A 23,484-nucleotide genomic window follows, 5' to 3' on the forward strand; every position below is an offset into this window, starting at 1 on the left:
AGTTCGTCACCAGCCTTTTTCAGAATCGGGTTGCTGCAAAAGCGTACTTCGTACATCAGAAATCAAATACAGCGTTCCGGACACGACAGCAAGGTCGTCTTCCGCTGTGATCGATTGCAGCAGTTGCAGCGCCTTACCCCAATTACGTTCTACTATGATTTTTAAGTTTTCTTTAGCATATTTCTCACGCAGACGTTCTGCGATGGCCTGCAGATCTTCCGCGTCCATTTTCTTCCGGAAATCCGGTTCGGTCAGGATGAGCGTATCCACTATAGGCAGTATATGCTTGAAGTATGACTCATGATGCTTATTTGCCAGCATCCCCATGAGCAAATTTAATTTACCGTATTTATAAAACTGCGGAAGGCTCTTGGCCAGGCTCTCCGCACCTTCGGGGTTGTGCGCCCCATCCAGTACAATGCGCGGAGAAGCACTTACCTCTTCCAGCCTTCCAGCCCAGAATGTGCTTCGGAAACCCTCCAGCACATCCTCATCCTCCAGCATAAAGGCCATATATTGCCGCAGAACCTCCAGCGCCATCATGGCCCCGGCCGCATTGCTGAGCTGATGCTCGCCTTTCATGGCAATGCCGATCTCAAGGGAGCGGAAGGGACCCTTAAAGTTAAAGCTCTGCACGCCGTCTTTGATTCCGGCTAGCTCATAGCTGAAATCTTCTCCGGCCAGATAGAGGGTAGAGCGGCTGTCTGCCGCTTTGGCCTTAAGCACCGCTATCGCTTCCGGCTGGCTCACACAGCTGACTGCAGGAACACCCGGTTTGATAATTCCGGCCTTCTCACCGGCAATTTCCTCCAGCGTATCTCCCAGCACATCGGTATGATCATGTCCGACATTCGTAATCACGGACACAATAGGTGTCACGATGTTTGTTACATCCAGCCTTCCCCCAAGCCCCGTCTCCCATACGACTACATCCGGATAACAGACCTCCCCGAAGTAGAGAATCGCCAGCGCTGTGGCCACCTCGAACATCGTCGGTGAACCAAGCTCGCTGTCTGCAATTTCCTGTACCAGCGGACGAAGCTTATTCGACAGCTCCAGCAAAGTATCTTCGGGAATATCCGTCCCATTGTACTGGAAACGGTTAGTGAACTTGGTGATATAGGGCGAAGTAAAGGTCCCTACGCTGTAACCGCTCTGGATCAGCACACTGGTCAAAAAAGCGCAGGTCGAGCCCTTTCCGTTCGTCCCCGCCACGTGAATGAATTTCAGCTTGCGGTGCGGATGGTCCAGCTTCTCCATCAGCAGCTCAATCCGCTCCAGACCCGGACGAATGCCGAAAGGAATTAGACTGTTGATCCACTCTACCGCTTCTGTATAGGAACTTAAGGGAGCGGTACCGCCGCCCCCGATGATCTCTTCCATATCCCTTATCCTCTCAGCTCTGCGATGCGGGCGAGCACTTTCTCGCGTTTTGCGGAATAGTCCGCCTGCTTTGCACGTTCCTCTTCGATGACTTTTGCCGGCGCCTTGGCCACGAAGCCCTGATTGCCGAGCTTCTTCTCCACGCGCTCTACTTCGCTGTTCAGACTCTGAACTTCTTTTTCCAGACGGATAATTTCCTGCTCAATATCGATCAGCCCCGACAGCGGCAGAAGAAGCTCTGCGCCCGTAACTACTGCGGACATGACTTTATCCGGTGTCTGCGGATCAAGGCTTGCTTCGAACGAAGATGTGTTGCAGAAGCGTCCGATGTAATTGTCGTTGCGGGTAATGATGCTCAAGGTGTCTTCATTTCCGGCTTTGATGATCAGCTCAACCTTCTTGCTCATCGGCACATTCACCTCGGCGCGGATATTACGAACCGCACGAATGATGTCCATCAGCAGGGTCATTTCTGCCACTGCCTGCGGATTCTCAAGCGCTGCATCATATTTAGGCCATTCCGCCAGGGTGATCGTTTCGCCTTCATGCGGCAGATGCTGCCAAATTTCTTCGGTAATGAACGGCATGAACGGGTGAATCAGGCGCAGCGTACGGTCCAGCACATAGGCCAGCACCGATTGCGTCTTCGCTTTGGCAGCAGCGTCAGCCCCATAAAGCGACAGCTTCGCGAACTCGATGTACCAGTCACACAGATCATCCCAAATGAAGTTATACAAGAGGCGGCCGGTCTCGCCGTACTCGTACGAGTCAATTAGACGCGTAATATCACGAGAAGTTTCGTTCAAGCGATGCAGAATCCAGCGGTCCGCCGTACTAAGCTCACCTGTAATGTCAATATCTGCAAAATTCACGCCTTCCAGATTCATCAGTGCAAAGCGCGAGGCATTCCAGATCTTATTGGCAAAATTACGCGCCTGCTCTACCCTCTCCATGCGGAAACGCAGATCCTGTCCGGCTGTGCTGCTTGTCGAAATCATATAACGCATAGCATCTGCACCATATTGCTCGATAACATCCAGCGGATCGATCCCGTTGCCGAGCGACTTGGACATCTTACGTCCTTCGGCATCGCGCACCAAGCCGTGCATGAATACATCGGAGAACGGCTTCTTACCGGTGAACTCCAGCGCGGAGAAGATCATGCGCGCTACCCAGAAGTAAATGATGTCATAGCCGGTAACCAGGACATTGTTCGGATAAAACCGCTGATAGTCGCTGCTGCTTTCATCCGGCCAGCCCAGTGTAGCGAACGGCCACAGATTGGAGCTGAACCACGTATCGAGAACGTCCTCATCCTGCTTCAGATCATCAAGTCCGCTGATTTCGCGGGCTTCCTCTTCCGTATATGCTACAAACACTTCACCTGTAGATTCAGAGTACCAGGCCGGGATACGGTGGCCCCACCACAATTGGCGGGAAATACACCAGTCACGCACATTTTCGATCCAGTTCAAATATGTTTTCTCAAAACGGTCCGGTACAAAATTAACACCTTCGCCGTTCTTCTGTGCAGTGATGGCAGCTTCGGCCAGCGGCTGCATCTTCACGAACCACTGGGTGGACAAATATGGCTCAACCACTGCGCCGGAACGCTCGCTGTGTCCTACCTGATGCAGATGGTCCTCAATCGAAATCAGAACGCCCTGCTCTTTGAGATCAGCAACAATCGCTTTGCGGCATTCGCTGCGGTCCAGTCCCTGATAAGGACCTGCCTCCTCGTTCATCATGCCGCCTTCGTCCATCACATTGATCTGCGGAAGGTTATGGCGTAGGCCAACTTCAAAGTCATTCGGATCATGGGCCGGAGTGATCTTAACCGCGCCGCTGCCGAATTCTTTCTCTACGTAATCATCGGCGATAATCGGAATTTCCCGGCCGATGACCGGAAGGATCAACGTTTTGCCGATTAGATCCTGATAGCGTTCATCCTTCGGATGCACCGCTACCGCCGTATCGCCCAGCATCGTCTCCGGACGTGTCGTTGCTACGGTGATGAATCCGCTGCCGTCTTTAAGAGGGTAGCGCAGGTGGTACAGGTGACCGTTAACTTCTTTGTACTCAACTTCAATATCGGATAAAGCGGTACGGGCTGCCGGATCCCAGTTGATAATGCGCTTGCCGCGATAGATCAGTCCTTTACGGTATAACTCCACAAATACCTGGCGTACACCGCTGGACATCCCTTTATCCAGAGTGAACCGCTCGCGCGAATAGTCGAGGGACAGGCCCATCTTGGCCCACTGCTCATGAATGGTGTTGGCATACTGGTCCTTCCACTCCCATACCTGCTCCAGGAATTTCTCGCGGCCCAGATCATGCCGGGACAGGCCCTGCTGGCGCAGCTTCTGCTCCACCTTGGTCTGGGTAGCAATACCAGCATGGTCCGTTCCCGGGAGCCAAAGGGTATCGAAGCCCTGCATCCGCTTGGTACGGATCAGGATATCCTGCAGCGTGAAATCGAGCGCATGCCCGATGTGCAGCATCCCGGTTACATTTGGCGGTGGAATTACAATGCTGTAAGGCTCTGCTTCAGGCCGCATTCCAGCCTTGAAGAACTCCTTCTCCATCCAGTAGGCATACCATTTCTGTTCAGCCGCCTTCGGATCATATGTAGTCGGCATATCGCTCTTTGCGCTATTGTCGGCAGCAGCATCCTGTGCCGGATCTTGCGGCTTCAGCAGCTCTGCCGCCGCTTTGTTGTGATCAGCCATTCTAAACCCTCCATTTAAGTAGCATTGGTAGATGTATCTCTGAAGCTGGACCTCTGAAAAAAAATACAAAAAGGCCCTTCGTCTCAAAGGACGAAAGGCCATTCTTTCGCGGTACCACCTTTGTTTCGCGCCAATAAAAAATAAACCACCGTTCCGGTCCCATAGGTTCCGGAAACTTAGCGCGACACTCACGCAGATAACGGCTGCAACCGGCCACTTCCTAACCTGTGCTTCATGAATCTGAAGACAAGCTCAGAGGGGCAACTCCGGGGCGACTTCGGTGGCTGCATCCTGCGGAAACTCACAGCAATTTATAGTTCCGCTCTCTGAAGGGCTGACCGCCTACTCTTCCCGTTCCCAGTCTTTATTAAGAATTTACTTAATCCAATAATACATTTAGTACTATTCCTAGTCAACCAGCATACACACAAACTGCGGGACTTATACCGCCCATTTCTAAAATTAGCCTCCTTCGCCTGATTCGAACCCCTGGTGTTCATCCTTAATCTCAGCTCAGAGGACAGAAATACAAAAATCCCGATCTCATCCGATCGGGATTCTGACACCGATGCGCCTGCCGGCATCTCTTAAGGGATATACAAAACTTGGCCTTCCTCCACATTCTGACCGGAAAGACGGTTGTACATGACAAGCTCTCTTGCACTGAGCTGATATTTCTCCGCTATAGTATCGATTGTTTCTTCACGCTGGACAATGCAGAGACGCACTTTACGGAACAGATCCTTGCCGTTTAAGCCACCGATAAAGCGGCTTTTCCATTCCCCGTCACGGCCGGAGTCCGGAACAGGCGCCGCCGCAGCTGTATCCTCGGCGATAAGCTCCTCCTGTTCCTTGCGGGAGCGGCTGGAGCTGAGCAGGGAAGAGAAGGTAAGATGCTCCTTCGCGGGAATATCTTCTTCTCTCTTGCTTCCCAGGGCAACCTTGAGATCCGGCTTCTCCTCCTGCGGAGGTGCTGCTTCCTTAGAGATCACGCCTTCGCCCGCGTTCTCCTGATCAGCGTGAGATACGGAGCTATCCTGAGCAAAAAGTGCCGCATAGTCCCCATTTTCAGCAGAGAAATCCTCTTCTTCCTGATGGGACGCATGCACCTCCGCGGCTGTATTCTCAGCGGCAGCATCCGAAATGTCCTTTGTGCTGCCTGAACTTTCGGTGCCTGATACTTTGGCAATGTCAGAACTGTTAAAGGGATTTGTATAGCCAGCCTGATTTCCATCGGCCGGGACGGCCTGCTCCGCTCTCCCTTGTGCCCCGAAGAAGTGACCCGAAACAGGTTCGTTGTTCGCGGTTCCGGCTGCTGATATCCCCTGCGGGCTATCAAAGCTGTGTGTCCGCACCTTCACTTCCTTGTCCTTCTGTTGGGCCGGTGGGGATGCAGCAGGCTGGTGGGTGAACACAGTGCCTTCCAAAAACAGCGGATTCACAGCAGCTTCAGGGCCACTGTGGGCAAACTCATGCTCCTCAGCGAAATTCTCTGCGGTGCCTTCGCCATAAGTCCACACTGAGTTTTCATACAAGGCATCGTTCTCATGCTCCTTGGCCTCTACCCTAACCCCCGTGGCCTGTTTTTCCTCGTCAGGTGAATAAGCTGCCGTGTACTCCTCCTGCTGCCAGGCGGGCTGCGTCTCCGCTCCCCCGATTCCCCGCAGCGAGAGTACACCAGTTATATTGACCGTACGCATCGTAAGCAGGTCGATATCGAAATTCTCGATCTCCACCCCTATGTCTTCAAGTGAGCTGACCCGGGTCAGCGGTACTGTGATTTCAACAGGAATGGCATGCTCCAGACGTTCCGTCCGGTCATTCTCACCCCGGTAGAGTCCGGTGAGCAGAAGCTGTCCGTACAGCTCGGCCCGGTCCTCCCGCTGAATCACCTGGATTTCCGGAATCAGCTCCACCTCTTCCAGTTCAGCGATTCCCGGAAGTTCTTCCGAAAGGTGGATGCGTTCATAAATATCAAACCGCAAACCGTGGGACTGGTCAAACACGGGAAATGTCCTCCTTCTTGGCATAATCTAACCCCGAGACAAGCCCAGAGCATAAGCCCAAAATGTTACTCCTCTCATGTATATGCTTCAATCAGAAAGGCATGACAACTTTGGACACTTCATCAGAGCGGCCGTCTCTTATTGCTTGTCAAAACCAAAAATACGGGCATCGGGAACGGAATAATCCAGCGGCAGCCTGCTCCGCAGAACCGGTACCAGTGGATTGCCGGGGGTAACGCTGCCCAGCAAATCAGCCGGATGAAAAGCTCCCTGAATCGCTCCGGCTTCCTTTTCCACCGCCAGCATTTCGCCTCCGGTCCCCCCTCTACACAAGGCTTGCTTTCCCACCGCTTTGCGGTACACCTTAAGCGTTCCTTCCGCCATGACATCCAGCGAGCGGCAACGGACCGCCCATTTTCTCGCCTGGTTTCCTGTCCGCCCGCGCAGTTCATCATCACCTAGCAGCAGAAGCAGCAGCTCCGCCAGCCCCCCTGAATCTTCCGCAGGAAAGATCCAGCCTGTTTCCCCGTGCTTAACCATTTCCGGCATCCCCGTCGTCCCAGCCACAATCGGTGCAATACCGGCAAGCTGGGCTTCTGTGACCGAGTAGGGCTGCGTATCCTGCAGGCTGGGCTGCACATAGATATCGGCCTGCTGCAACGTGGCCGGGATATTGTCCAAATTACCCACAAACAACAGATGTCCCTGAATCCCCAGCGCTGCCGCCTGTGATCTCAGCTCTTCCAGGAGACTACCGCTCCCGGCTAAGACGCAGACCCAGTCCTGACGGCTGCGATGCACCAGACCCAGTGCGCCGATCAACACATGCACGCCCTTGATGTACTCGAAACGGCCGGCGTACATAATAACTTTATGTCCCCCGCCAAGCTGTACCGGGGAAGGCAATGCCGCCTTGTCATTGTACTGCTCCAGGTTGATCCCGTAAGGCAGCGTATGAATCCGCTCCGGAGTGACGCCGAGCTCATTCACCAGTTGACCGATCCATTTTGAAGAGACCAGGATCAGATCGGCGGCATGTGCGCCAAGCTGCTCAATCCGGCGGAAATAGCTCCAAATCGGCCGGCTCTCATATTTCTCCTTCGTAAGCTCCGGTTCAATCCCCTTATACTCGTAATACGACTCCCGGGCCAATGCCCCGTGAATGCTGGACACCAGCGGCACCCGATTTTTCATCACCCGCCGCAGCGCGTAAGTGGAGATGGGATCCTGGGTGTGGATGAGATCATAGTCCTCCAGGCCGAGCACAGACGCTCCCGCCTCAAACACATAACGGCCAATTTCAAAACTGAAGATGCCATGCTCCAGGTACAGATGCGGAAACCGCTGAGGATCGAGATAAGGCAGCAGCGTGTTATAGTATGCATTTTTATCAAAATAGCTCTCCTTGTTCAGCAAATATAACGTATTGCTCTCTACATGGCTTCCCATCAGCGTAACAGAATGCCCCTGCTCGCTCAGCTTGTCTGAGAGCTGTTTCATATACGTCCAGATTCCGCCCATATTAGTGAGTCCCCAGTAGGTGACCAGCAGTATTTTCATGAACCCCTCTCCCCGGCTTGTAGAATTCATTTCATGAGGAGCAGCCTGCTCCGCGTTAACAAAGTATTATATGACCAGCGCTGGCTATAAGGCATGGGCAACAGTCTCTTTCTATGAAAAAAAGCACCTGCCCGTTAATAGAAGTAGGTCTGCCGACCAGCTGCTGAAATCCAAAAAGCCCGGAAGGAAACGGCTTTCCTCCAAAGAATAAAAGCCTGTAGACGAGGCCGTAACGGCTCTGTCTGCAGGCTTATTTATACTTGGCTTAGCTCGCTCCCGCACAGGGGGATGGATGGTTCTCCGGGTTGAGCGGCTGACACTTTGCCCTCTCATATTCTATAGCTGGGCAGCGTTAAAAGTATCTCCGCCTTCAATGGTACCGGAGTTAAAACCTTTGTAGAACCAGCGTTTCCGCTGCTCCGAAGACCCGTGGGTGAAGCTGTCCGGCACCGCATATCCTTGTGCCTGCTTCTGGATCGTGTCATCGCCGACCGCACTCGCCGCCGTCAGAGCCTCCTCCAGATCGCCTTCTTCCAGCAGGTTCATGCCCTGGGCGTGATTGGCCCAGACTCCGGCCAGATAATCGGCCTGCAGCTCGAACCGGACCTGATATTTATTGAATTCCTTCTCGCTCAGGCTCTGGCGAAGCGAATTCAGCTGCTTCGACGTGCCCAGCAGGGTCTGTACATGATGGCCCACCTCGTGGGCAATGACATAAGCCATCGCGAAGTCGCCCGGCGCCTGGAAGCGCTGCTGCAGCTCATCATAGAAGCTCAGATCAATATACAGCTTGGCGTCCCCGGGACAATAAAACGGTCCAACTGCCGAAGTGGCCGTTCCGCAGGCAGAATCCACACTGCCGCTGTACATTACAAGCGTCGGATCCTCATAGGTCATTCCCTGCTGCTTAAAAATCTCACCCCACACCTCCTCGGTGTCGGCAAGAACCACGGATACAAATTCGGAAAGCTCCTGCTCCTCAGCTGTCTGCTCATAAGGAGCTGAAGAATTGGTACCGCTGGATGTCAGGTTCCCTAATATATCCCCGGCATTGCCCCCGCTGAGCAGTGTTACAATCACTACAAGAATAATTCCGCCGATCCCGCCGCCAATGACCTTCCCGCCGCCCCCGCCTCTGCCTCTGCGGTCCTCCACATTCGAACTGCCTCTTCTTCCCTGCCATTTCATGGCTATGCCCCCAGTCGTAGGATCGTTAATGTGCCAAGCTGCATTTCGTAAGGGTATCTATCTTATTAGTGTTATACCCAAAAACGGCAGATTGGCACTTCCACTTGCTGGGCGGGCGGGAAATAAGGGGGAGGGACAAGAAAGTAGAAACACGGCGGCAACACTAATTTAGCTGCAATTTTCTTCAACACTTACATCATCATTTGTAATGATGACCTTGGAATGGCCGGATAAGCTTTCGGTATACGAACATATCCCGACCGTTTTCGGCGAGTCCTCATCTCTTGGATCGGTATACTTAAGATAAATTCCGCCTTCGCCGGAAAGGCTTAGCTCAGGGCTGATTTTCACCTTTCTTCCACTGGATATCCCTTGCTCGAAGCTTTCCTTGGAACTGCTCTCAATAACTTGGCCAGCGGAATCGCTCGTAAGGACCCCTGTCTCGACAGAAAACAGATCGTAATCGGATTGATTGTCTACGGTCACAGTAAAACTGCCAAATTGCTGAATCAGTTTCACAACATCCGAACCGACAGTAGCTGCAGTAATACTCCCGGCAATTATTAAAACCGCATCGAAGACGGCTATCGTTACAGAGATTCTGTTCCATTTCATCTGACGTCCATCTCCTTTATTAGAAAGACGAACCGAGACGCAGAAATGTATCATCCGTTAAATATTTAGGACGGATGGAGCTTGAAGGGGGCGACACCGGGCTTTCCGCGGATCGGAGGTACTTGTACCTCTCATTCGCGGATTCGCATCATCAAGTTTGCGACTTATTCACATTTGTGATTGTGATTGTTAATTTTCCATACAACAAAAAAGACGCCAAGGCAGGGGGCGGGACTGCACCTTGTCTCACAAACAGGGTGCAGCTCCTTCAGCCTCGGGTCTCTTTATAGTTGCATTATAAAATTTGATTGTCTTTAGATCATTTAGTCGCTAGGCAACTCCAACAGACTGATCTCAGCCTATTGTCCCGCCGCCCAGTTCCTCCCGCAGCCGCAGCATATCCTCCGGCCATGGATCGGCTATTTCCAGCCTTTCCTTGCTCCAGGGATGGCTGAAAGCCAACACCTCACCGTGCAGAGCCTGACGGCTGCTGCCTGTCAAACCCCAGCGCGGCCCGCCATACAGCTCATCCCCGTACAGCGGATGACCCATATGGCTGAGGTGTACGCGGATCTGATGCGTGCGTCCGGTTTCCAGCTGCACCTTAAGCGAAGTGCCGCCTTGCAGCACCTCGCGTCCAAGGATTAACGTTACCGCGGATTGTCCGCCGGGCGACACACGCCTGCGCGCCGCATGATGACGGTCGCGGCCAATCGGGGCGTCGATCACCTTGAGCGCAGGCGGGACGACGCCCTCCACAATCGCGGCGTACCGCCGCGATATCACCTTCTCGCGCATGTCTTCATCGAGTACAAGCTGCGCATATTCATTCTTCGCATAGAGCACAGGACCCGTGGTATCCTTGTCCAACCGGTGTATATGCCGCACGGCGACACCACCGCCGGAAGCGGCATAATGCGCTGCAACAACATGATCCAGCGTTGTATCTGACCCGCTGCCGTCCGGGTGAACCGCCATACCCGCAGGCTTATGGACAACAAGGCAAAAGTCGTCCTCATACAGCACTTCAAGCTCCTGCCACACCGGCTCAATGCCCGCTTCCCGATAAGGAAAAAGCGCCAGCCGCAGCCGGTCGCCCTTCCACTGGATGCCGCCTTCGCGGCGCAGCCGGGCATGGAGTTTCACCGGCATCCCGGCCGTCTCCAGCAGCCAGCGGTCTACTGCAGCCTGCGGATCAGCTGCTCCGGTAACGACCCGGCCGGGCATGGCTTCCAACCATTCGCCGCGCCGGGTCCAGGCGCCGCCGCCCTGGACCGATACATTATCTGCTCCGGACATCACAGTGACTTCAGGGCGTTCAAGTGAGCTTCGATAGTATCATCGATATCCTGCTCGCTGTGTACAGCGGATACGAACATTCCTTCGAACTGCGATGGCGGAACACTGATGCCCTGATCCAGCATCTTGGCGAAGTAGCTGCGGAACATATCCAGGTTACTGGTTTTGGCCGTTTCGAAGTTGATTACCGGACCTTCGGTAAAAAACGGGCAGACCATGGAGCCCACACGGTTAATTGTCAGCGGAATGCCGGTCTCGGCGCTGTTCCGCTTAAGACCTGCTTCCAGACGTGCGCCGAGTGTCTCCAGTCGGTCGTACACCTCTGGCGTCAGCAGCTTCAGCGTGCTGAGACCGGAAGCCATCGCCAGCGGATTGCCGCTGAGCGTACCCGCCTGGTAGATCGGGCCGGATGGAGCGATCTGTTCCATAATCTCTCTTTTGCCGCCATAAGCGCCTACGGGGAGACCGCCGCCGATTACTTTGCCGAAGCAGGTCAGATCCGGTTCAATGCCGAACAGTCCCTGAGCGCAGCTGCGGTTCACGCGGAAGCCTGTCATGACCTCATCAAAAATCAGCAGTGCTCCGTAACCCGTCGTCACCTTGCGCAAGCCTTCGAGGAAGCCCGGAAGCGGCGGCACAACGCCCATATTCCCGGCAATCGGTTCAACAATAATCGCGGCAATCTCACTGCCATAGCGTTCAAAAGCGATTTTGACCCCTTCCAGATCATTGTACGGCACAGTGATCGTGTTGACCGCTACGCCTTCAGGCACGCCAGGGCTATCCGGCAAACCAAGTGTGGCTACGCCGGAGCCGGCTTTGATCAGCAGGCTGTCCGCATGACCGTGGTACGAGCCCTCAAACTTGAGGATTTTGCTGCGTCCGGTAGTTCCCCGGGCCAATCGGATCGCACTCATAGTAGCTTCCGTACCGGAGTTGACCATCCGCACGATATCCACCGAAGGGACACGTTCCACCACTGTTTTGGCCATTTCCGTCTCCAGCAGCGTAGGCGCGCCAAAGCTTGTCCCTTTTACCGCCGTCTCCTGCAATGCCTTTACGACCTCTGGGTGAGCATGCCCCATAATGAGCGGTCCCCACGAGCAGACGTAGTCAATAAAGCTGTTGCCGTCGATATCGTAAATGCGCGAACCCGCGCCATGATCCACATAAACCGGTGTCAATCCTACGGATTTGAACGCCCGCACCGGGCTGTTCACCCCGCCGGGAATATACTGCTTCGCTTCTTCAAAAGCTGCACGGGAAGCTTCTTCCCGGCGCGCCAATGGCACATTACCCATGGTCCCTCACTCCTGTTCAATTCTTGATTAGTTTAACCCTGCAGCCAGCGTGCCGCATCCTTGGCAAAATAGGTAATGATAATATCCGCTCCTGCACGCTTCATGCCGGTCAACATTTCCAGTACTACCGCCTGCTCGTCGATCCAGCCCTGCAGCGCCGCCGCTTTGACCATGGAGTATTCTCCGCTCACATTGTAGGCAACCAGCGGCAGATCGAACTGGTCGCGGATGGTCCGGATGACATCCAGGTAAGCCAGCGCCGGTTTCACCATCAGCATATCCGCACCTTCCAGCACATCCGAATCCGCTTCGCGGATCGCTTCCCGCAGATTGGCCGGGTCCATCTGGTAGGTTTTGCGGTTGCCGAACTGCGGAGCAGAGTCAGCGGCTTCACGGAACGGGCCGTAGAAGGCCGAAGCATATTTTACCGAATAGGACATAATCGGCACATGCTCGAAGCCATTCTCATCCAGTCCGGTGCGGATCGCCTGCACGAAACCATCCATCATGTTGGAAGGTGCGATAATGTCCGCCCCGGCCTTGGCCTGCGATACCGCTGTACGGGTCAGTAGCTCAAGCGAAGCATCGTTGATGACATCGCCGTGTACGACACCATCTACTGTATGGGTATGAACCATACCGCAGTGGCCGTGATCGGTGAATTCACAAAGGCAGGTATCGGCAACGACCAGCAGCTCAGGATACCACTGCTTGATCAGCCGCGTAGCTTCCTGCACGATGCCGTCATCGGCAAAACCAGAAGAACCGATCGCATCCTTGGTCTCAGGAATGCCAAACAGCAGCACAGCAGGAATGCCCAGGGCAGCAATCTCATCCACTTCGGCCTTCAGCATGTCGAGCGAGAAATGATACACACCCGGCATGGAGCCGATCTCATTCTTCACACCTGTTCCATAGGTAACAAAAATCGGCTGGATGAAATCCAGCGTATTTAATAACGTCTCACGCACCATTCCGCGAATTCCGGCTGTCCCGCGCAGACGGCGGTGCCGTGTAATTGGAAAACTCATTGGACATCCTCCTGTATAGTAGATATATAAACACATAAGTTAAGTGATCTATTGAACAATAGCCCTGCTGTGAACTGAATGAGACCCGAAGAAGGGCACTCATGTAGTCACAGGCGAACCCGGTCGGACTGAGGTGAACTCAGAGTAACTCAGATAAATACAGGCAAACAAAGGGTAAACTAAGCAAACTAAGCAAACTAAGCTAACCCAGCAAAACCAGCTAATCCAGCTAACCCAGCTAACCAAGTAAACCAAGTAAACCAAGTAAACCAAGTAAACCAAGCAACCAAGCTAACCCAGCTAACTCAGCTAACTAAGCTAACTAAGCTAACTAAGCTAACCCAGCAAACACAGCAAACCCAGACAAACACAGGCAGATTGCGCTAACTGCATTCTCTGCAACTAATTTCACAATATGCCCGCTGATTTGCCGCCTAACTGTACTTCATACAGCTAAAATCACCGAAATAGCGAATTTCCGCTTAAATGGGCAAATTTAGCTGTACAGAATACAACTAACCATCCTTATGAGGGATTTAAGTCTATTTTAGCTGTACAAAGTACAGCTAAGTTAGATTTCCCTATCCGTCCGTCAGCCATTAAATGATTATCGCAGCCGCGTTCCTTCATTCCAGCGGCACAACTCCTGTACCAATCCCTCGATCGTCGCCTCGTCAGGGAGCAACCCTGGAGTCAGACCGGCTTCTACGGCGGTCTTTTCGGTCACGGGGCCGATGCAGGCAATCTTCACGCCCGCCAGCAGCGGAAGCGGATCTTCAAGCCCCATCCGCTTCAGGATGCTGATGAAGTTGCGCACTGTCGAAGAGCTGGTGAAGGTAACCGCGTGAATCCGCTTCTCCTCCAGCAGCTTAAGCAGCTCGATGTCATCCTCGCCGGTGACCACCGTCTCGTAGGTGTCCACTTCGGTCACTTCCAGCCCCAGCTCCCTCAGCTTGTCCGGCAGCCACTCGCGCGCGAGGTCGCCGCGTGGCAGCAGCACCTTCTGCCCAGGCAGCAGCCTGGAGCCGAAGGCTTCGATCAGCCCCTCTGCCTGGAAGACTCCAGGCAGCTCCTCGGCCACCAGCCCGCGCTGGGCCAGCGCCGCGGCTGTGGCCGGTCCCACCGCGCCGATGCGCGCGCGGTGCAGGCCCCGGATGTCCACCTTGAGCTCCGCCAGGTGACGCCAAAAAAACTCCACGCCGTTCGCGCTCGTGAAGAAGACCCAGTCGTATGCGGATAACGCGCCGAGCGCTTCTGCAATCTTGGCCTTCTTCTCTGCGCCTTCCGGCATGACCGTCTCAATGACCGGGAACTCGTACGGCTCGCCGCCCAGTTCCTCGATCCGGTCCACCAGCTCGCTTGCCTGGCTGCGGGCCCGTGTAACCACAATGCGCTTGCCGAACAGCGGCAGCGCTTCTACCCACATCAGCTGCTGGCGCTGCAGCACCACGTCGCCGACGACGATGACGGCAGGCGGCTGGAAATCCGCCGCCTTTACCTTCGCCTCAATGTCGGCGAGTGTCCCGATCAGTGTCTCCTGATCCGCACGCGTGCCCCAGCGGACAAGCGCGACCGGCGTTTCCGGCGACCGCCCGTGTTTGATCAGCTGGGCGCTGATATAACCGATTTTGGCAACGCCCATCAGAAACACCAGTGTTCCAGTAGCATTCGTCACCTTATCCCAATGAATGGAATGATCCAGCTTATCCGGACTTTCATGTCCGGTAATAATCGAGAGCGAGGAAGCATAATCCCGGTGAGTCACCGGAATGCCGGCATATGCCGGCACGCTGATCGCCGAGGTAATGCCCGGCACGATCTCATAATAAATGCCATGTCTGCGCAGCAGCTCCGCTTCTTCACCCACACGGCCAAAAATCGTCGGGTCCCCGCCCTTCAGCCGCACGACCGTCTTTCCCTCAAGCGCCAAATCGACGAGCAGCTGATTGATTTCCTCCTGCTTCATCGTATGGCGGTCAGGCAGCTTGCCTACGTATATTTTTTCTCCGCCGGACTTCATATGTTTCAGCAACCTCGGGCTGGCCAGCCGGTCGTATACCAGCACATCCGCCTTCTGGATGCACTCCAGGCCTTTCACCGTAATCAGCTTGGCGTCCCCTGGACCTGCACCTACAAGATAGACTTTCCCCTTCATCTCCATCATCCCCTTACATCCGCCAAAATCTTCTCCGCTCCCCGGGCAATAAGCTTCCTGGCGACCTCTTCGCCAAGCTGAACCGGATCTTCCCCGGTACAGGTTTCCTTCAGGATCACTGAGCCATCCGGCGTTCCCACCATGCCGGTCAATGTGATGACCCGGCGGGTAGAATCCGGTGCAGCAGCACCTGCTAATTCATTGGATTCAGTCCCACTGTCTTCTGCTCCCAGTACCGCAAAAGCGCCAATCGGCACCTGGCAGCCGCCGTTCAGTGCGCCAAGAAACGTCCGTTCCGCCGCCACTGTAAGGGCCGTATGCTCATCATTATAAAGTGCTAGCAGCTTCCGCAGCTCGGCGTCATCCTCCCGGCATTCGATGCCGAGTGCTCCCTGCCCTACAGCAGGCAGGCAGACCTCCGGCGGCAGATAAGCCGTTACCCGGTCCTCCCAGCCCATGCGTGAGAGGCCCGCAGCCGCCAGCAGGATCGCGTCGAATTCACCGCTCTCCAGCTTCTTCAGCCTTGAGTCAATATTGCCGCGAACCGGCTGAATGTCCAGATCAGGCCGCAGTGCGGCAAGCTGGCTGGAACGGCGCAGGCTGCTGGTGCCGACGCGCGCACCCTGCGGCAGCTCATCCAGACTAGCTGCTCCGGTAGCGATCAGGCAGTCGCGCGGATCGACCCGTCGCGGCACAGCACCGTTAATCAGCCCTTCCGGGAGTTCAGAGGGCATATCCTTCATACTATGTACAGCCATATCGATCTCTTTGGCCAGCATGGCCTGCTCAATTTCCTTTACGAACAACCCTTTGCCGCCTACTTTGGACAAGGTGACGTCCAGAATCCGGTCGCCTTTGGTGACAATCCGGTGCACTTCAAAGGTGAAGCCGAAGCCGTGCTCCTCACTCAGACGCTCCAGATCGGCAATGACATGCCCCGTCTGTGTCAGCGCGAGCGCGCTTTGTCTGCTGCCTACAATAATCTTGCGCATATTTACATTCCTCCCGGTAACCTGCATGTGCCTTGCTGCTCTCACAATCATACTACTCTTATACAATCAGCGGCATGCCTGCCGGTCCTTCAAATTCTCGCATTTGCCCGAAGATCAGCGGAACTTACCCGTGAGACGCTTTTTACAACGGCATCCGCAAGGCTTGGTTCAGCCGCATTCCGGTCATTTACCCGGCGTTTCCCCCGGATTCGGCCACCAATGGATACTCCCGCAACATTCTGGCAGGTTTTTCACTTCTACCAGCACCTCGTGCCTTCTTCAGCAGTCAGCCCAACGTTCCCGGATCTTCAACATACCTACGCCTCACGGTTAGCGGCAATCCAGACCTGAACCGTCTCCGGGCTCCACTCTTTAAAAGTACCCTGTCTGATCTCATCCAACACGTCCAGATGGGCCAGCTTGCGCAGAAGCCGGGCACGGACCGCGGCTGAAGGCTCCTGCCGCTTGATCTCTACCCGCAGCGCATGCAAAAAATCCAGGTACGGCTCGTATTCCTCGCCCAGCATCTCCGCAACCTGCTCCGTAATCTTCGCAGCCACACCAGGACCAGCGCCCGAAGTCGATACGGCCACCGTCAGACGCCCCCGGCGAAGCACGCCGGGAGTAATGAAGTTCCCCGCCTCGGCATGGCTGGCCACATTCACCGGAAGGCCCAAAGCCTTGGCCTCGCGTGCGGCTGCTTCATTAACCGCCGCATCACTGCTGGCGGCATAGACCAGGAAGGCCCCCTCAAGATCCCCGGGAGCATAAGGGCGGCTAATCCAGATTAGCATGCCCTTCTCTGCAAATTCGCTAAGCCTCTCGGTTAACGAGGGGCTGACAACGGTCACCGCCGCTCCCGCTTCCAGCAGCGGACCTACTTTACGCTCGGCAACGGCCCCGCCGCCGATCACCACTACCCGTTGATCCTGCAAATCCAGCATGACCGGAATATAATTCACCATGTTCATCACTTCCCGCCCCAGCCGTGGAAATCAGACCATGAATTCAGCAGAAAATTCAGGATAATGAAGCCGTATCCCGAAATCGCCCAGCGGGCCATAACCGTCCCGCTTCTTCGGCCGGACCGCTTCAGCAAGATATAGGTTAAGTAAATCCCAAGCCCGACAAGTGTAGTCAGCACCTTGGGATCCTGGAACAGCGGGGTCCGCCCCTCTGCGATAATGGACATGCCCGCCAATACAAGCGATACGCTCAGCAGGGGAACCCCGGCGAGGATTGATGTATACGAATATTTGTCCATCGTTTCCAGACTAGGCAGACGCCGGACGCGGTCATCCCATTTCTTGCTCTTCAGCTTACTGTGCAGGAACAGATACATTATCGCAAATACCGCACCCAGTGTCAGTGCGCCAAAGCTCAAATTAGCTAAAATAATGTGCATTGCCAGCCATCCGTGCACCGCACTCCAGCTCTCCAGGCCATGATCCGCAGCCGTCAGCCATACCCGGTTCAGCAGGAACACACTGAAGCCCGCTCCGCTGAGCAGCAGGATGGTGAATTCACCTCCGCGCGTGTACGCCACCGCAAGTGAAGTCAGCACGATACTGAATGAGAACCAGAACAGGAAATCATAAGGGGTGAAAATAGGCAGTCCTGCCTCCTGGGAGAACCGGATCGCAAGCCCGGCAGACTGCAACAGTCCCACAACGACAAGAAGCCCCGTGCCTAGCCGCTTCCCGCCCGGATTACGCCGAAGGCAATCCGAGAAAATAAACAGCAGGCTCAGGGCATATAGCAGCAGAGCGGTATCATATATTCCGTTCAGCAGTTGCATGTTCTTCACCCGCCCAGCAGGCCTGCCGGAGCAAACACCGTCTTAGGCACGTTGAAGTCGATGCTTGAAGAACGTTCATTGTCAGTCCGCTCAACCGGTGCAGGGCTGCCGCCGTCCGGATCGGTTCCCAGCTGCTCCTGAAGGGCAAAGATTTGCGTGAAATAATCAAGTGCCTCACTACCCTGCTTGCCGCCGGACAGTTCCTTAATCACATTGATCGGATCATGCATCATCTGGTTCACAATACTTTTCGTCAGGCGGCGGATCACCTTGCGCTGGTGCTCGTCCAGCTCGGGCAGCTTGTTGAACAGACTATCCATAGTTTCTTCATAAATCCCGTTCGATTTGTCCTGAAGCGCGCGGATGACCGGTCTGACGCCAAGCGTCTTCAGCCATACCTGGAATTCCTCCATCTCTTCTGCGATCATGACCTCGATCTTGGCCGCTTCACTGCGGCGCATCTCCAGATTGCTCTCGACGATGCCTTCCAGATCATCAATGTCATACAGGAACACATCCGGCACACTTGCCGCCGCCGGATCAATATCACGCGGAACGGCAATATCAATCATGAACAGCGGCCGTGAAGGACGGCGCTTCATGCCGGCAGCCACCTGATCCGCAGTCAGCACAAAACCGTCAGCGCCAGTAGAGCTGATGACAATATCGACTTCATCGAGATGCTTCAAAGCCTCGTCAATCGTGCTCGGCTTGCCCGAGAACTTCTCAGCCAGCTCTATCGCCCGCGACAACGTGCGGTTGGCAACAATAACCTCTGCCGCACCGCTGCTGTACAGATGCTTCACCGTAAGCTCGCTCATTTTGCCGGCGCCGAGAATCAGCACTCTTTTGCCGGTGAACATGCCGAAAATACGCTTGCCCAGCTCCACCGCCGCATAGCTGACCGAAACCGCGCTTTCGCCGATCGAAGTTTCACTATGCGCCCGTTTGCCAAGCGTCACAGCCTGCTTGAACAGCTGGTTGAACCATGTACCGGTCACGCCTTCTGCTTGGGCAGTCAAAAAAGAATTGCGCACCTGTCCCAGGATCTGCGTCTCACCAATCACCATGGAATCTAAACCGCAGGTCACACGGAACAAATGGGCAATAGCCTGCTCATCTTCATATATATACATATGCTGTGCAAATTGTTCACTCTTTACATTGAACCACTGCTCCATAAAGCTGCGGATGAAGTATCCGCACATATGAAGGCGGTCCACGACCACATAAATTTCCGTCCGGTTACAGGTGGCGACGACAACCCCCTCCAGAACGCTCTTGGTCTGCATCAGTTCATGGAGCGCCGCAGGCAGATCCTTCTCCGCAAAAGCGAACTGCTCTCTCACCTCTACGGGAGCCGTACGGTAATTCAGGCCAACGACGACAATATGCATCGCTTGTTCACCATCCTAGTCTCTAATCAGTGGTGTAGGCACTATCACTGTTTATCCATATTTAAAGGTATGTCATACACAACATCCGAAATCGCTGTGTTAAGTATATCACAAGGAAATAGGGCTTTTTACAAAACCTTTGAACTATTTATGACATCCAGATAATAATTATTATAAATAAAACCCCGGAGAAGTGCTATCGTTTATGATGGGTTTTTTTCAGAATAATTATAATGTTTTTTTATAACAAAAAGGAGCAGCGCTTTACCTGCTCCTTTAACAACAATCTCTGAGGTATTCCATATTCCGCATCAGACTTGCGGAATGACTGTGACAGCTTCTCCGCCGCGAACTCACCCTAATAATCCTTGATCATCCGGCAAGAGCCACGTTTGAGCAATACCGCATCGTAGACAATATGCTGGTTGTTTGACTGCCCCGAGATGAGGTCAAAGAGAACGCCCACGCTTGATAATGCCATTTCCGTGCCCGGTTGGCTGATTGTATCCAGAGAGGGGTGAAAATACTCAGCCATCTCAATACCATCAAAGCCAAGGATCGAGATGTCGCCCGGAATAGACAACCCGGCGGTAAGCACAGCTTTGGCCGCACCAATCGCAATGGTGTCGGAGGCTGCAAAAATAGCCGTAACTCCCTTATTCTTGTTGAACAGTCTACGCGCGGCATTAAATCCGGAGCTGGGACTGTATTCACAATCCTCGACCATTTGAGCATCGTAAGGCAGATTATGCTCTTCCAGTGCTTTTTTGTAGCCCAAGTGCCGGCGGTTGCCTGTGGTTTCGTCCAATAAAGGGGACTTAGCCAGAAACCCGATATTCGTATGCCCGAGTGAGATTAAGTAATTGGTCGCCTTATAGGCTTCCTTCAATTCATCAATGATCACACTGGAAAATACGGAGGGGTCCACCTTCTGGGTTGAGGTAATCGTCGTCAGCACAAAAGGAATCGTCAGCTGTTTGAACTTTTCTTCGGAATGATTATACGTTCCGCCCATAAAGATAATCCCGCAGAGATTCTTTTCCTTCACCAGTTGAATGGCCGCTTTGATTTCATCCGTTCCATCCTCCACCTGTTGAATGAGAAACGGGTAACCCCGCAAATTAACCTGCCGTTCAATTTCTTTGATCATATTGGAAAAGAAAGGATTGGTAATCCCCTTGACCATAAGTGCAATGTTCTTGGATTCCGTGGTTTTCAAATTCCGCGCGTTGGAATTGGGAACATAATTATATTCCCTGACCACACTTAGAACCTTCTCTCTTGTCGCCTTGCTCACCAGCCCTTTGTTGTTGATTACCCGCGAGACTGTTGAGATGCCGACACCGGAAATCCGCGCGATATCCTTAATATTTACGTCCACTGTACTCCCCCATCTATGGGTAAAGGAGCTATAAGTAATTATAGCTCCCTTACGCCTTATAGCATTCCTTTAGTTGACAGGAACAAATTCTGCTAATTGTTTCTGTACTTCGGCAATGACCTTGTCAATTCCTGCTTTTTTCAACTGTTCGCGGTATTCTGCAACTGCTTTTTTAGGTTCCTGGCTAGTTTTGCCAAGCATCAGCTGGATACCAAGCTGTGAATTCACGTTGGAGATTGAAGCGATTTCTGTAGTCACATTCGACGGATCGAAGCTGAATCCGTTGTACGGATCATCGATCGCCACTTTATCCCATTCAGCGAACAAGGAGTTGCGGATAGGGTTTTCGGTATCACTCGGAACAACGAACTTGTCATTTCTGAGTGACCAGGCCGAGAAGCCGCCAGCATCCGTTTTTTCATTGTAGCCTGGAGGGAATTTCTTGATGCCGTCTTCAATGACATATTGCTTGCCTTCAATCCCGTATTGAATAAGGTTGTAATAGCTCTCATCGGTCATAAACTTCTCAATCACCATCAGTGCGCGTTCCGGATTAGCCGAATTTGTGCTGATTACGGTCGAGTTGTCCACGCCCATCTTACGTTTGATTTTCTTGTTGGCTTCAGCGAAAGTGAAGAAGTAAGGATCTGATTCAGGTTGTGCCTTGATATCCGCTCCATACTGGCCGATCCAGTCTTGGGCATGAGTCAAATAACCAGCAGAGTTTCCCGCTCTAAAGTTCTCTTTCCCGCCCATGGTTGCGGACAGCACATCTTTACCCCAATACCCTTTATCCGCCCATTCACGCATTTTCACAGCCCAGTCTTCAAATTCCTGGGTGTAGGCCGGATGGAAGACGGTTTTGAAGTCCTCCGGACTCTTAGTCACCAGATTCAGTTCATTTAGAGAAATACCAGGGGCGTTAAGCCACATACCCGTGGTATCGACCAGCATTCTGAACATATTCTGCGCATCTTCAGCCTTGCCGTTGATTGGCGAGAAGGATTCATTTGCGACAACATTATCCATGTACTTCACCATATCATCTATTGAGCTGATTTTCTCCATGCCGTATTTCTTCAGCAGATCAGAGCGATAGGCAAAACCGGTAGGTGTGTATTCACTGTAAAGACTCGGAACTCCATAAATTTTACCTTTGTATTTCGTGTTCTCCCAGACAGTTGCAGGAATTTCCGCCTTCAGCTTAGGAGCAACCTTGTCCAGCATCTCCGTGATGTCCACGAGTGCGCCTTCACTGGCTAATGTAAAATAGGAAACTGGTGCTCCGGGAGAGGCGTGGGACATATCAAAATTTTCACCGGAAGCAAATAACAACGGGTACTTGGTAGCCGTATCCGGCCAGTCAATATACTTCACTTCAATGCTTGCGTTCAGATCTGCCTTGAGCTTCTTGTTGATCTCGCCAAGGATCGCCTTGTTGTTAACCCCTTCACTGCCCCACAGGTAGTACGTCAGCTTGGCTTCCTTCGAAGTGTCCACTCCACCCGTATTTGCAGTAGTTTCCGACTTTCCGGAATCCGTTGGAGAAGTGCTTGACTCATTGTTGTTGTTCTTGGACGTACAGGCTGTCAATACCCCGGCAAGCATGAGGACTGCCATTAAAGAAGACGCGATTTTTTTACCTTTCATCAGGTAAGCCTCCCTTTTCTTGTCTGTTTATAAAACCTTCATCTATAATAAACGCCTCTCTTAAGAGAACACGTCCATTAACCCTTTACTGCCCCGACGGTAAGCCCTGTTACAAAATAACGCTGCACAAACGGGTAGAGGAGAATAATTGGCCCTGTGGCCAGAACAGCTGTAGCCATCTTGATAGATTGCGTAGGAAGATCGGCTGAATTAATCACTGCCCCCGAGTTGATCATAGTCCCAAGGTTGGTCTGATTAACCATTCGCTGCAAAAAGTATTGCAACGGATATTTAGTCGGGCTATCCATATACAACATCCCGTTGTACCACTCATTCCAAAAGCCCAGCGCCGAGAACAGCCCAATGGTGGCCAAGGATGGAACCGCCAAGGGAATAAAAATCCGCCAGTAGATGCGGAAATCGCCGGCACCGTCAATGGTAGCGGATTCATATAAGGAATCCGGAATCGCCTTCATGAAATTGCGCATCAGGAAGATCGACCAGGCGCCGACCACAGCCGGCAGGATCATGGCGAACAAGTTATCCTTCATATGAAGATGCTTGACCATCAGGATATACGTTGGAATCAAGCCGCCGCTGAAGAGCGTCGTAAAGTAAATCAGAAAGGAGAAGAAATTGCGGTACTTGAAATCCTTGCGGTTGAGCACAAAGCCGGCCATCGACATCATAAACAGTCCCAGCACCGTACCCACTACAGTGATAAAAATAGTTACCTGATAAGCATTGATGAGATTTGTAGAGTTGTTAAGCAGCAACTCATAAGACTTGAAGGAAAATTCTTTGGGCAGCAGCTTGTAGCCTTCGCGGACAATTTCCTGCTCGTTCATAAATGAGGAAGTGATCATCAGCGCAAAAGGAAATAAACAAATCAGCGCAAAGATTGTGATGCACAAATAGCTGATGGCTTTAATGAAGATACTGCCGACATCTTGTTTGACTGCTTTCTTTTCCATTATCATCACCCCTGTTTCTTTC

Annotated in this window: 17 protein-coding genes and 1 other annotated feature; all 17 genes read right to left on the reverse strand. The window is 53.1% G+C overall.

Features of this window, described 5'->3' with window-relative positions:
* Nucleotides 1–6 precede the first annotated feature (6 nt).
* Entirely contained in the window at nt 7–1,383 is a 1,377-nt protein-coding gene (locus H70357_RS26770) for a bifunctional folylpolyglutamate synthase/dihydrofolate synthase (protein WP_038595716.1), read from the reverse strand.
* Between the two features lie 5 nt (nt 1,384–1,388).
* Nucleotides 1,389–4,025 (reverse strand): valine--tRNA ligase, encoded by a 2,637-nt coding sequence (locus H70357_RS26775; protein ID WP_038600550.1) that lies wholly within the window; start codon nt 4,023–4,025, stop codon nt 1,389–1,391.
* Nucleotides 4,026–4,198: 173 nt separating this feature from the next.
* Nucleotides 4,199–4,483 (reverse strand) — a binding site (T-box leader).
* 219 nt (nt 4,484–4,702) lie between these two features.
* Complete coding sequence (locus H70357_RS26780) at nt 4,703–6,121, reverse strand: LysM peptidoglycan-binding domain-containing protein (RefSeq protein ID WP_038595718.1); 1,419 nt, start codon at nt 6,119–6,121, stop codon at nt 4,703–4,705.
* 138 nt (nt 6,122–6,259) lie between these two features.
* Entirely contained in the window at nt 6,260–7,681 is a 1,422-nt protein-coding gene (locus H70357_RS26785) for a glycosyltransferase family 4 protein (protein WP_052092266.1), read from the reverse strand.
* Between the two features lie 336 nt (nt 7,682–8,017).
* Nucleotides 8,018–8,869 carry a KPN_02809 family neutral zinc metallopeptidase gene (ypfJ, locus tag H70357_RS26790; protein WP_038595720.1) on the reverse strand — a complete coding sequence of 284 codons (852 nt, stop codon included), beginning with the start codon at nt 8,867–8,869 and terminating at the stop codon, nt 8,018–8,020.
* A 168-nt stretch (nt 8,870–9,037) separates the two neighbouring features.
* Nucleotides 9,038–9,484, reverse strand: coding sequence for a hypothetical protein (locus H70357_RS26795; protein ID WP_038595722.1), 447 nt, complete (start codon nt 9,482–9,484; stop codon nt 9,038–9,040).
* A gap of 354 nt (nt 9,485–9,838) precedes the next feature.
* On the reverse strand, nt 9,839–10,783 hold the full coding sequence (locus H70357_RS26800; protein WP_038595725.1) for an RluA family pseudouridine synthase: 945 nt from the start codon (nt 10,781–10,783) through the stop codon (nt 9,839–9,841).
* Nucleotides 10,783–12,084, reverse strand: a complete 1,302-nt coding sequence (gene hemL / locus H70357_RS26805) for a glutamate-1-semialdehyde 2,1-aminomutase (RefSeq protein ID WP_038595727.1) — start codon at nt 12,082–12,084, stop codon at nt 10,783–10,785. The genes H70357_RS26800 and hemL overlap by 1 nt, the downstream gene beginning before the upstream one ends.
* 32 nt (nt 12,085–12,116) lie before the next feature.
* Nucleotides 12,117–13,115, reverse strand: coding sequence for a porphobilinogen synthase (gene hemB / locus H70357_RS26810; protein WP_038595729.1), 999 nt, complete (start codon nt 13,113–13,115; stop codon nt 12,117–12,119).
* Between the two features lie 607 nt (nt 13,116–13,722).
* A complete protein-coding gene (gene cobA, locus H70357_RS26815; RefSeq protein ID WP_038600555.1) occupies nt 13,723–15,270 on the reverse strand; it encodes a uroporphyrinogen-III C-methyltransferase in 1,548 nt (515 codons plus the stop codon).
* 5 nt (nt 15,271–15,275) lie between these two features.
* Nucleotides 15,276–16,262 (reverse strand): hydroxymethylbilane synthase, encoded by a 987-nt coding sequence (gene hemC, locus H70357_RS26820; RefSeq protein WP_038595731.1) that lies wholly within the window; start codon nt 16,260–16,262, stop codon nt 15,276–15,278.
* Nucleotides 16,263–16,579: 317 nt separating this feature from the next.
* The gene (locus tag H70357_RS26825; RefSeq protein ID WP_231578320.1) at nt 16,580–17,233 is read right to left on the reverse strand and encodes a precorrin-2 dehydrogenase/sirohydrochlorin ferrochelatase family protein; all 654 of its coding nucleotides are present in this window, start codon (nt 17,231–17,233) and stop codon (nt 16,580–16,582) included.
* On the reverse strand, nt 17,233–18,060 hold the full coding sequence (ccsA, locus tag H70357_RS26830) for a cytochrome c biogenesis protein CcsA (RefSeq protein WP_038595734.1): 828 nt from the start codon (nt 18,058–18,060) through the stop codon (nt 17,233–17,235). Before ccsA ends, H70357_RS26825 begins: the two co-directional genes overlap by 1 nt.
* Before the next feature lie 5 nt (nt 18,061–18,065).
* A complete protein-coding gene (gene hemA, locus H70357_RS26835) occupies nt 18,066–19,457 on the reverse strand; it encodes a glutamyl-tRNA reductase (RefSeq protein ID WP_038595736.1) in 1,392 nt (463 codons plus the stop codon).
* A 358-nt stretch (nt 19,458–19,815) separates the two neighbouring features.
* Nucleotides 19,816–20,838 carry a LacI family DNA-binding transcriptional regulator gene (locus H70357_RS26840; protein WP_038595738.1) on the reverse strand — a complete coding sequence of 341 codons (1,023 nt, stop codon included), beginning with the start codon at nt 20,836–20,838 and terminating at the stop codon, nt 19,816–19,818.
* A 69-nt stretch (nt 20,839–20,907) separates the two neighbouring features.
* The gene (locus H70357_RS26845; protein ID WP_038595741.1) at nt 20,908–22,488 is read right to left on the reverse strand and encodes an ABC transporter substrate-binding protein; all 1,581 of its coding nucleotides are present in this window, start codon (nt 22,486–22,488) and stop codon (nt 20,908–20,910) included.
* A gap of 77 nt (nt 22,489–22,565) precedes the next feature.
* On the reverse strand, nt 22,566–23,462 hold the full coding sequence (locus tag H70357_RS26850; RefSeq protein WP_038595743.1) for a carbohydrate ABC transporter permease: 897 nt from the start codon (nt 23,460–23,462) through the stop codon (nt 22,566–22,568).
* Between the last annotated feature and the right edge of the window lie 22 nt (nt 23,463–23,484).

It is taken from the genome of Paenibacillus sp. FSL H7-0357 (assembly GCF_000758525.1).
In the GTDB taxonomy this organism is placed as follows: Bacteria; Bacillota; Bacilli; order Paenibacillales; family Paenibacillaceae; genus Paenibacillus_AQ.